The sequence below is a fragment of the Pseudomonas sp. NFACC04-2 genome (assembly GCF_900119265.1).
Classification (GTDB): domain Bacteria; phylum Pseudomonadota; class Gammaproteobacteria; order Pseudomonadales; family Pseudomonadaceae; genus Aquipseudomonas; species Aquipseudomonas fluorescens_AA.
Map to the genome: position 1 here is coordinate 1 of NZ_FPJC01000047.1, position 10,378 is coordinate 10,378.

Consider the following 10,378-nt stretch of genomic DNA (forward strand, 5'->3'; position numbering starts at 1 on the left):
AATATGGTCGGGGTAAGGGGATTCGAACTCCTGACATCCTGCTCCCAAAGCAGGCGCGCTACCGGACTGCGCTATACCCCGATTGAAATGGCTCCGTGACCAGGACTCGAACCTGGGACCCAATGATTAACAGTCATTTGCTCTACCGACTGAGCTATCACGGAACTGATATTTCAAGCTACAACATTGAAGCTAGCTTCAACCTCTTCTACCCTTACGCATCGCTGCGTTCGTGTGTCTGAGGCGCGCTATTCTACAATCTTCAAAACCTCTGTCAACCCCTTAAATTGCTTTCAAGACAATGATTTGCAACTTATTTTGGATTCCTTCTCAGTGAGAAGTCGCCCTTGGGGTGACGTACTGCGGGGCGCACTTTACAAGCCTTTTCCTTTGAGTTCAACGGCCTGATGAAAAAAATGGCCTTGCAAGGCAAGGCCATTTCCAGCGTCGGCAGAGCCGACCTTCAGTTGAAGACGATTTCGTCGTTTTCCACCGTACCGGTCACGGTTTCGCCCGGCATGAAGCGCCCGGACAGAATCAGCTGCGCCAGCGGGTTTTCGATCCAGCGCTGGATCGCTCGTTTGAGCGGCCGCGCGCCGTAGACCGGGTCGTAACCCACGGCGATCAACTTGTCCAAGGCCTCGTCGCTCAACTGCAGCTTCAGCTCGCGCTCGGTGAGGCGGCTGCGCAGACGACCCAACTGGATCTCGGTAATGCCGGCAATCTGATCCCGGGCCAGCGGCTCGAAGATCACCACTTCGTCGACCCGGTTGATGAATTCCGGGCGGAAGTGGGTAGAGATCGCGTCCATTACCGCCGCGCGCTGCGCCTCACGGTCGCCCACCAACTCCTGGATCTGTGTCGAGCCCAGGTTGGAGGTCATCACGATCACCGTGTTGCGGAAGTCCACCGTGCGCCCGTGGCTGTCGGTCAGGCGCCCATCCTCCAGCACTTGCAGCAGGATATTGAACACATCCGGGTGCGCCTTCTCGACCTCATCGAGCAGGATCACCGAGTACGGCTTGCGACGCACAGCCTCGGTCAGGTAACCGCCCTCTTCATAGCCGACATAACCCGGTGGCGCACCGATCAGCCGTGCCACGGAATGTTTCTCCATGAACTCGGACATGTCGATGCGCACCATGGCCTCTTCCGTGTCGAAGAGGAACTCGGCCAGCGCCTTGCACAGCTCGGTTTTACCGACGCCGGTCGGGCCGAGGAACATGAACGAGCCGCTCGGACGATTAGGGTCCGACAACCCCGCGCGGGACCGGCGCACAGCGTTGGAGACCGCCACTACCGCTTCTTCCTGGCCAATCACGCGCTGGTGTAGCAGGCTTTCCATCTTCAGCAGCTTGTCGCGCTCGCCCTCGAGCATTTTCGAGACCGGAATGCCGGTCCACTTGGACACCACTTCGGCGATTTCTTCCTCGGTGACCTTGCTGCGCAGCAACTGGTTTTCGCTCTTGCCGTGCTGATCGACCATTTGCAGGCTGCGCTCCAGGTCCGGGATCACCCCGTACTGCAGCTCGGCCATGCGGTTGAGGTCGCCTTTGCGGCGAGCCGCTTCCAGTTCCTGACGGGACTGTTCGATCTTTTGCTGGATCTGCGCCGAGCCCTGGACTTCGGCTTTCTCCGAGTTCCAGATTTCCTCAAGGTCGGAATACTCACGCTCGTGACGAACGATTTCTTCCTGCAACCTTTCCAGACGTTTCTTCGCCGCTTCGTCGCTTTCTTTCTTCAGTGCCTGGGACTCGACCTTGAGCTGGATCAGGCGCCGCTCCAACCGATCCAGCACTTCGGGCTTGGAGTCGATTTCCATGCGGATGCGGCTGGCCGCCTCGTCGATCAAGTCGATGGCCTTGTCCGGCAATTGACGGTCGGTGATGTAGCGGTGGCTGAGCTTGGCCGCGGCGATGATCGCGCCATCGGTGATCGCCACCTTGTGGTGAACTTCGTAGCGTTCTTTAAGGCCGCGCAGGATGGCGATGGTGTCTTCTTCGCTCGGCTCCTCCACCAGCACTTTCTGGAAGCGCCGCTCCAGCGCCGCATCCTTCTCTATATATTGGCGGTACTCGTTGAGCGTGGTCGCGCCGACGCAGTGCAACTCGCCCCGGGCCAATGCAGGCTTGAGCATGTTGCCGGCGTCCATCGAACCCTCGCCCTTGCCCGCACCGACCATGGTGTGCAGTTCGTCGATGAACAGGATGATCTGCCCTTCCTGCTTGGACAGTTCATTGAGCAAGGCCTTGAGCCGTTCTTCGAACTCGCCACGGTACTTGGCACCGGCGATCAAGGCCCCCATGTCCAGGGACAACAGGCGCTTGCCCTTGAGACCGTCCGGCACTTCGCCGTTGATAATCCGCTGGGCCAGGCCCTCGGCAATGGCAGTTTTACCCACGCCTGGCTCACCGATCAGCACCGGGTTGTTCTTGGTGCGGCGCTGCAGCACCTGGATTGTGCGGCGGATTTCATCGTCGCGACCGATCACCGGGTCGAGCTTGCCTTCCTCGGCGCGCTTGGTCAGGTCGACGGTATATTTGTCCAGCGCCTGCCGGGATTCCTCGTGGTTGGCGTCGTTGACCGCTTCGCCGCCACGCAGGTTGTTGATGGCATTTTCCAGGGCCTTCTTGCTCACGCCCTGGCCGAGCAGCAACTTGCCGAGCTTGCTGTTCTCGTCCATGGCGGCGAGCAGCACCAATTCGCTGGAAATGAACTGGTCACCCTTCTGCTGGGCCAGGCGGTCGGCCTGGTTGAGCAGTCGCGCCAGATCCTGGGACATGTTTACGTCACCGGTCGGATTCTGGATCTTGGGTAACTGGTCGAGCTCCTTGGCCAGTTCTTTGCGAAGGCTGTTGACGTCAAAGCCGACCTGCATCAACAGGGGTTTGATGGAGCCGCCCTGCTGTTCGAGCATGGCTTGCATCAAATGCGCCGGTTCGATACCGGGATGGTCCAGGCCGACGGCCAGGGACTGGGCGTCGGACAGGGCCAATTGTAATTTGCTGGTTAAACGATCAATACGCATGGGTCACCTTCCTTTTGAGCAGGCCGGACCTAAACACATCCTGAATGAAGAAACCTGCCAGATACCCTTATAGATGTGGTCGATTCTGGAAGTTTCAAGCAGCGCAGCCTTGATGCAGATCAGGGAAGTCTAGCGCTCGATCCAGATCAGCGAGGCAAAGCGACCGGTGCGCGGGTTGCGCCGGTAGGAAAAGAAACGTGGGTCGTTCACGGTGCAGAGGCCGCCACCGTACACCGCGCTGACACCGCGCGCCGCCAGCCGCAAGCGGGCCAACTGATAGATGTCGGCGAGGAACTTGCCGGTATTGGGGCTCGCGGCAAAGGCTTTTACCGCTTCAGGCAGTTGCGCGGTGAAGGCTTCACGCACTTCCGGCCCGACTTCGAACGCTTGCGGCCCGATGGCCGGGCCGAGCCAGGCCAGGATTTCATTCGCCGGCACGGCTAGGCTGTCGAGGGTGGCTTCCAGCACACCGTTCGCCAGCCCACGCCAACCGGCATGGGCCGCCGCGACGCGGGTGCCGGCAAGGTTGCAGAACAGCACCGGCAGGCAATCGGCGGTCATTGCGGTGCAAGCGATACCCGGCGTGGCGGTCCAACTGGCATCGGCGGTCGCCACCCGGGTCGGGTCAGCCTCGGCCACGGCAATGCCGTGGACCTGCTGCAGCCAGGCCGGAGTGATGACGAATTGATCAATGAGACGACGGCGGTTTTCGGCGACGGCGGAGGGGTCGTCGCCCACATGGTCGCCCAGGTTAAGGCTGTCGAACGGCGCCAGGCTGACGCCGCCCTCGCGGGTGGTGACGCAGGCCTTGACCCGGGCCGGCGCGGGCCAGTCGGGTGTCAGCCAGGCACTCATCCGACGAACGCCTCGCGGTCCTGCTTGAGCAACGTCAGCAGCCAGACGAAATCATCCGGCAACGGCGATTCCCAGCTCATGCGTTTGCCGGTCGTCGGATGATCAAGTTCCAGGAAACGCGCGTGCAGCGCCTGGCGCGGAAAATTCTTCAGCGATTCGACCATGGTCTGGCTGGCGGCTGGCGGAATGCGGAAACGACCGCCATAGGCCGGGTCGCCCACCAACGGGAAGTTGATGTGGGCCATGTGCACACGGATCTGGTGGGTACGACCGGTTTCCAGCTTGACCCGCACGTGGGTGTGGGAACGGAAACGCTCCAGCACACGATAGTGGCTGACCGCCTGCTTGCCACCTTCCATCACCGCCATGCGCTGGCGCTGCTGGCCGTGACGACCGATCGGGGCGTTGATCTTGCCACCGGCGGTGACGACCCCGATCACGATGCATTCATAGATGCGGCTGACACTGCGGCTTTGCAGCTGTGTGACCAGCTGTGTCTGCGCCTGGATGGTCTTGGCCACCACCATCAGGCCGGTGGTGTCCTTGTCCAGGCGATGCACGATGCCGGCACGGGGCACATTGACGATGTCCGGTACGTGGTGAAGCAAGGCGTTGAGCAGCGTGCCGTCGGCATGACCGGCCGCCGGGTGCACCACCAGGCCCGCAGGCTTGTTGATCACCAGGATGTCATCGTCTTCATAGACGATGTCCAGGGCAATGTCTTGGGCGACCCATTCTCCCTGGGCCTCCTGCTCGGCAGTCAGTTCTAGGATGGCGCCGCCATGGACGATGTCGCGCGGACGAATCACCGCCCCATCCACAGTCAGGCGGCCATCCTTGATCCAGGCGGAAAGGCGCGAGCGAGAGTGCTCGGCAAAGAGTTGTGCGGCGACTTGATCGAGGCGTTGGCCGCCCAATTCGGACGGCACCTCTGCGCGAAGTTCTATTTTATCGGACATGCTCGGACTGGGCGTCGGCACAGCCTTTGGTTTCGGCTGCGCGCTTGTGGTTAAATACGGCGTCTTTTGCCCCGAGGCTTTCAACGGGGCGCTCATCATAACAGGACGGCCCCGCCCAAGACAGCGGCCGTCATAGGGACGCAAGCCGCCATGCAAGTGAAACACCTGCTGCTGATCGCCATCCTCGCATTGACTGCTGCTTGCTCGTCGAAGGAAGTCGTAGACGAAAACCTGAGCGAAGTCGAACTGTACCAACAGGCGCAGAACGACCTGGATAACAACAGCTATACCAGCGCCACCGCCAAGCTGAAGGCGCTGGAGTCGCGGTATCCGTTCGGTCGCTACGCCGATCAGGCCCAATTGGAGTTGATCTACGCCAACTACAAGAACGCCGAGCCGGAAGCCGCCAAGTCCGCCGCCGAGCGTTTCATTCGTCTGCACCCGCAGCACCCGAACGTCGATTACGCCTATTACCTCAAGGGCCTGACCTCCTTCGACCAGGACGTCGGCCTGCTGGCGCGCTTCCTGCCGCTGGACATGACCAAGCGTGACCCGGGCGCCGCGCGCGACTCCTACAACGAGTTCGCCCAACTGACCAGCCGCTTCCCCAACAGCCGCTACTCGCCGGACGCCAAGCAGCGCATGATCTACCTGCGCAACCTGCTGGCTTCCTACGAAATCCACGTGGCCGACTACTACCTGACCCGTCAGGCCTACGTCGCCGCCGCCAACCGTGGCCGCTACGTGGTGGAAAACTTCCAGGAAACCCCTTCGGTGGGTGATGGCCTGGCGGTGATGACCGAAGCCTACCAGCGCCTGCACCTGGACGACCTGGCGGCCACCAGCCTGGAAACCCTCAAGCTGAACTACCCGGATCACCCGTCGTTGGTCGATGGCCAGTTCACCCCACGGGTCGACGAAGCAGACAACCGTTCGTGGCTGAGCAAGGCGACCCTGGGCCTGATCGAATCCCGTCCACCGCTGCCGCCGGGCGAAACCCGCGCTAACCAGGACGTACAACGTCAATTCCAGGATGCCAAGGAAGCCATCCCGAACGAACTCAAGCCCAAAGATGAAAATGGCGACGTGATCGAAGAAGAAGAGCCCGAGAACGAGTCCACCGACCGTTCCTGGTTCAGCTACATGACCTTCGGCATGTTCGACTGAGGCCAAGGCATCAGTAAACAGGGAGACCCAGCGGTCTCCCTTTTTTGTGCCTGGCCTTTATTGCGCTGTGCGCCGTTCCAGTCCTTGGCTAAACTGCCTGATCACTCGCCAGAAAGCCGCCTATCATGCTTCGTTTATTGATCTTGTTCGCTGTCGTTGCCGCCGCCATATGGATCTTTCGCGGGGTGAAAAGCGGCCCCCGGGCATCGCGCTCCACTCCGGAGCAGGACGCACCGCCCATGGTGCGCTGCGCCCAATGCGGCGTACACCTGCCCCGTGACCGGGCGCTAGCCCTCGAACAACAATGGTATTGCAGCCAGGCTCATCTCGAGCAAGGCCCGGGCAATCGTGAGCGCTGAGGCCTCAAGCCCACGCGTCAAACAGACGCAGCGCCTGCTGCGCCTCTATCACCTGTACCGCCTGAGTATCGGCATCACCCTGGTGCTGCTGATCTCCAGCAACATGGACAACCGCCTGCTGGAGTTCGCCGACGACGACCTGCTGCGCAGCGGCAGCTGGTTGTACCTGGTGCTGAACATCCTGCTGGTGGTGTTCCTTGAGAACACGCGCCGCCCTGCCCGGCTGTTCGGCCTGGCCCTCACCGACGTGCTGTTGCTTTCGTGGCTGTTTTTCGCAGCCGGCGGCGTGCCCAGTGCCATCGGCAACCTGCTCATTGTCTCGGTGGCCATCGGCAACACGCTGCTGCGAGGCCGGATCGGCCTGTTGATCGCGGCCGTTGCCACCCTCGGCATCGTCGGATCGAGCTTGTTTCTTGGCTTGAGCGACTCGAACCGTCCCAGCAGCTATTTGCAGGCCGGCACCCTCGGGGCACTGTGCTTTGCCGCCGCGCTGCTGGTGCAAGGCCTGACCCGACGCCTGGAAGCCAGCGAAACCCTGGCTGAGCAACGAGCCAGCGAAGTGATCGGCCTGGAGGCGCTCAACGCCTTGATCCTGCAACGCATGCGCACCGGTATCCTGGTGCTTGACCGTGAGCGCCGGGTGCAATTGGCCAACGAAAGCGCGCTGAACCTGCTGGGCATGCACGATCTGGTCGGCCAGCAGCTCGACGATTACTCCACCGCCCTGGTCGAACGCCTGCAATTGTGGCGAAACAACCCCAGCCTGCGCCCGTCCAGCCTGACCGTTACCGGCACGGGCCTGACCCTGCAACCGAGCTTCATCGCCCTGGGGCATCACGATCAGCAGCAAATTCTGGTGTTCCTTGAAGACCTGGCCCAGGTTGCCCAGCAGGCCCAGCAGTTGAAACTCGCGTCCCTCGGACGCCTTACTGCCGGTATCGCCCATGAAATCCGCAACCCCTTGGGCGCCATCAGTCACGCGGCGCAATTGCTGCGCGAATCCGAGGAACTGAACGACGCGGATCGACGTCTGACGCAGATTATTCAAGATCACTCCCAACGAATGAATCGCGTCATTGAAAACGTTCTGCAGCTGTCTCGCCGCCAACAAACCACACCCCAGCGCCTCGACCTGCGCACCTGGCTCGACCAATTCGTCCGGCAGGCCCGCGAAAGCATGGCCGAACACCAGCGATTGCACTTGAGCATCGACCCGGGGGACTACACCACGCTGATGGACCCCGACCAGCTCACCCAGGTACTCGACAACCTGCTGCGCAACGCCTGGCGCCACAGCGCAATGGCCCATGAACAGGCACAGGCCTGGTTGAAACTGTTCATCGACCCCCACAGCCAGCTGTCGACACTGGACATCATCGACAACGGCCCCGGTGTATCACCCGATCAGCAGGCGCATTTGTTCGAACCCTTCTTCACCACCAGTAGCCAGGGCACCGGCCTAGGGCTCTATCTGTCCCGTGAGCTGTGCGAAAGCAATCAAGCCCGCCTAGACTTCAAACCACGCCAAGGCGGCGGTTGCTTTCGCATCACCTTTGCTCACGGACGGAAACAGCTTTGAATAATCGCTCACGGCAACGAATCCTGATCGTCGATGACGAACCGGACATCCGCGAACTCCTGGACATCACCCTGGGCCGGATGAAACTCGACACCCGCAGCGCCAAGAACCTTGCCGAGGCCCAAGCCTTGCTGACAGGGGATGCCTTCGACCTGTGCCTGACCGACATGCGCCTGCCCGATGGCACCGGCCTGGAGCTGGTGCAGCACATCCAGCAACGTTATCCACAGCTGCCCGTGGCGATGATCACCGCCTATGGCAGCCTGGAAACCGCCATCGACGCCCTCAAGGCCGGCGCCTTCGATTTCCTGACCAAGCCGGTCGACCTGGGTCGGCTGCGGGAACTGGTCACCAGCGCCCTGCGCCTGCCTCCGGTCGCCACACCGCCCAGCACCATCGAGCGCTGCCTGCTGGGCGACTCGCCGCCAATGCGCAACGTGCGCAAACAGATCGAAAAGCTCGCCCGCAGCCAGGCACCGGTGTACATCAGTGGGGAATCAGGCTGCGGCAAGGAACTGGTCGCCCGGCTGATCCACGAACAAGGCCCCCGTGCCAACCAGAGCTTTGTGCCGGTCAACTGTGGGGCGATTCCCACTGAATTGATGGAAAGCGAGTTCTTTGGCCACCGCAAAGGCAGCTTCAGCGGCGCCATCGAAGACAAGCCCGGACTGTTCCAGGCGGCTCATGGCGGAACCTTGTTCCTCGATGAAGTGGCCGACCTGCCCCTGGCAATGCAGGTCAAGCTGTTGCGAGCCATCCAGGAAAAGGCCGTGCGCGCCGTGGGCGGCCAGCAAGAGGAAGTGGTGGATGTGCGAATCCTCTGCGCCACCCACAAGGATCTGGACGGCGAAGTGGCCGCCGGGCGCTTTCGCCAGGATCTGTATTACCGGCTGAATGTCATCGAATTGCGCGTCCCGCCCTTGCGCGAACGCCGCGAAGACATCGAACCGCTGGTCAATCACATGCTTCAGCGGCTGGCGGCCAGCACCGGCAGTCCGGCAGTGAAGCTCCATCCCCAGGCCCTGGAGGCCCTTCGTCACTATCGTTTCCCAGGTAATGTGCGGGAACTGGAGAACATGCTCGAGCGCGCCCACACCCTTTGCGAACACCAGCAGATCGAAGCCGAGGACCTGCGCCTGGCCGAGGGCAATGGCAGCACTGAGGCGGGCAACCCCGACTTGATGCAGGTCGACAACTTGGAAGACTACCTCGAAGACGTCGAACGTAAACTCATCCTCCAAGCCCTGGAGGAAACCCGCTGGAACCGCACGGCGGCGGCGCAGCGGTTGAAGTTGTCGTTTCGGTCGATGCGGTATCGGTTGAAGAAGTTGGGGCTGGATTAAAGCGCGGTCCTCAAGCCCCTACTTAACCTGTGGCGATGGAGCTTGCTCCCTCGCCACAGCTCTCTAGCCCTCCGGCACTGGTACCCGCTCGTCCAGCACACGATTGGCCAGTAATTCACTCAGCTCAATCAACTGCTGTACCCCCAAGGCAACATGCCGTCGCGAGCCTTCAAGTTCGAAGGCCAGGTCGCTGATCGTGGCGTTGGCTGAGGCCAGGGTTTCGCTGAGGTTGGTGAGGAGGCATTCGGTGTCGATGCCGTCCACGACAGTGAATAGCTGGTTTGAGGCGGGTTTCTTTTTGGCTTCGGGCTTTGGGCCGAGGTAATAGTCGAGGGCGCGTTTGGCGGCTTCATCAAGCCCTTTTGGGTTAAGGCTGGAGTCAGGAGAAGCGTTATTGGTTTCTGAAGGTGGTAGGGGTTTGTCACTCATTGCGGTACTCCAAAGAGGGAATGGATTACCAAGTTTTTCGGGCCGCGACGCCCGGACGCTGAATTGGCAGCGACCGGGAAAGGTTAGCCAGAGTTCTTCCCACCCGGCAACCGCCAGAACTCGTCGGAAAATTCTTTTTGAATCAAATTTTTGTCCGACCATTCCCACAAAAGCCTGGTTGACTGTGAGGGTGGTGTGTATATCCGTTTCTGCGGTTGCGGCCGCTGGCGGTTCCGCCCTGACGGCGGCTCACTTTTGAGAAGCGCAAAAGTAAGCAAAACGCTTCTGCCCCACCACTTGGCACCTCGCTTTGGCTCGGTGTGCCCTCACTCCGGCATTGCTCCGTGGGCCCGCCGCGAAGGGCCATCCATGGCCCAGCGCGGCTATCCCGGCATCCATGCCGGGATGCCCACTACGCAATACCTGCGTTCGGCCATCGTGGTTAACGGGGCTCCGAGATCAACGTCCACCGCGAGGCGGCCTGATAGCCGACCTGGTTCTGGGTGATCGCGTTTCTCCTGTGGGAGCGGGCTTGCTCGCGAAGAGGCCGGAGCATTCAACATATTCATCGACTGTGCCATCGCCTTCGCGAGCAAGCTCGCTCCCACAATGGGATCGCACTAGGACCGGAAGAGCCAGGTCGGCTATAAGGCCGCCTC

General features: G+C 61.2%; 8 protein-coding genes and 2 tRNA genes. 4 read left to right on the forward strand and 6 right to left on the reverse strand.

Annotation, left to right across the window (positions count from 1 at the left end):
* Nucleotides 1–4: 4 nt before the first annotated feature.
* The 5 genes from BT125_RS28080 to rluD form a co-directional block, all read right to left on the reverse strand.
* Nucleotides 5–81: transfer RNA gene (locus tag BT125_RS28080), tRNA-Pro, on the reverse strand.
* Nucleotides 82–88: 7 nt separating this feature from the next.
* Nucleotides 89–164, reverse strand: a tRNA-Asn gene (locus tag BT125_RS28085).
* A 299-nt stretch (nucleotides 165–463) separates the two neighbouring features.
* Entirely contained in the window at nucleotides 464–3,028 is a 2,565-nt protein-coding gene (clpB, locus tag BT125_RS28090) for an ATP-dependent chaperone ClpB (protein ID WP_053125348.1), read from the reverse strand.
* 129 nt (nucleotides 3,029–3,157) lie between these two features.
* Nucleotides 3,158–3,883: a peptidoglycan editing factor PgeF gene (gene pgeF / locus BT125_RS28095; RefSeq protein WP_072412412.1), complete on the reverse strand. Its 726-nt coding sequence runs from the start codon at nucleotides 3,881–3,883 to the stop codon at nucleotides 3,158–3,160.
* Complete coding sequence (gene rluD, locus BT125_RS28100; protein ID WP_060740571.1) at nucleotides 3,880–4,842, reverse strand: 23S rRNA pseudouridine(1911/1915/1917) synthase RluD; 963 nt, start codon at nucleotides 4,840–4,842, stop codon at nucleotides 3,880–3,882. The genes pgeF and rluD overlap by 4 nt, the downstream gene beginning before the upstream one ends.
* A 150-nt stretch (nucleotides 4,843–4,992) precedes the next feature.
* On the opposite strand from rluD, the gene BT125_RS28105 reads away from it, so the two are divergent.
* The 4 genes from BT125_RS28105 (at nucleotide 4,993) to BT125_RS28120 (ending at nucleotide 9,290) form a co-directional block, all read left to right on the forward strand.
* Nucleotides 4,993–6,009, forward strand: coding sequence for an outer membrane protein assembly factor BamD (locus BT125_RS28105; protein WP_072412413.1), 1,017 nt, complete (start codon nucleotides 4,993–4,995; stop codon nucleotides 6,007–6,009).
* A 125-nt stretch (nucleotides 6,010–6,134) separates the two neighbouring features.
* Entirely contained in the window at nucleotides 6,135–6,368 is a 234-nt protein-coding gene (locus BT125_RS28110) for a PP0621 family protein (protein WP_072412414.1), read from the forward strand.
* Nucleotides 6,358–7,947 (forward strand): ATP-binding protein, encoded by a 1,590-nt coding sequence (locus BT125_RS28115; RefSeq protein ID WP_072412415.1) that lies wholly within the window; start codon nucleotides 6,358–6,360, stop codon nucleotides 7,945–7,947. The genes BT125_RS28110 and BT125_RS28115 overlap by 11 nt, the downstream gene beginning before the upstream one ends.
* Nucleotides 7,944–9,290 (forward strand): sigma-54-dependent transcriptional regulator, encoded by a 1,347-nt coding sequence (locus BT125_RS28120; RefSeq protein ID WP_072412417.1) that lies wholly within the window; start codon nucleotides 7,944–7,946, stop codon nucleotides 9,288–9,290. The genes BT125_RS28115 and BT125_RS28120 overlap by 4 nt, the downstream gene beginning before the upstream one ends.
* Before the next feature lie 63 nt (nucleotides 9,291–9,353).
* Here BT125_RS28120 and BT125_RS28125 read toward each other — a convergent pair whose 3' ends face one another.
* Nucleotides 9,354–9,719, reverse strand: a complete 366-nt coding sequence (locus BT125_RS28125; RefSeq protein ID WP_072412419.1) for a DUF6124 family protein — start codon at nucleotides 9,717–9,719, stop codon at nucleotides 9,354–9,356.
* Nucleotides 9,720–10,378 lie beyond the last annotated feature (659 nt).

Excerpts from the sequence above, each read along its gene's own strand:
- rluD (WP_060740571.1), bottom strand. The coding sequence starts at position 4,842 with ATGTCCGATAAAATAGAACTTCGCGCAGAGGTGCCGTCCGAATTGGGC.
- clpB (WP_053125348.1), bottom strand. The coding sequence starts at position 3,028 with ATGCGTATTGATCGTTTAACCAGCAAATTACAATTGGCCCTGTCCGAC.
- pgeF (WP_072412412.1), bottom strand. The coding sequence starts at position 3,883 with ATGAGTGCCTGGCTGACACCCGACTGGCCCGCGCCGGCCCGGGTCAAG.
- BT125_RS28110 (WP_072412414.1), top strand. The coding sequence starts at position 6,135 with ATGCTTCGTTTATTGATCTTGTTCGCTGTCGTTGCCGCCGCCATATGG.
- BT125_RS28105 (WP_072412413.1), top strand. The coding sequence starts at position 4,993 with ATGCAAGTGAAACACCTGCTGCTGATCGCCATCCTCGCATTGACTGCT.
- BT125_RS28125 (WP_072412419.1), bottom strand. The coding sequence starts at position 9,719 with ATGAGTGACAAACCCCTACCACCTTCAGAAACCAATAACGCTTCTCCT.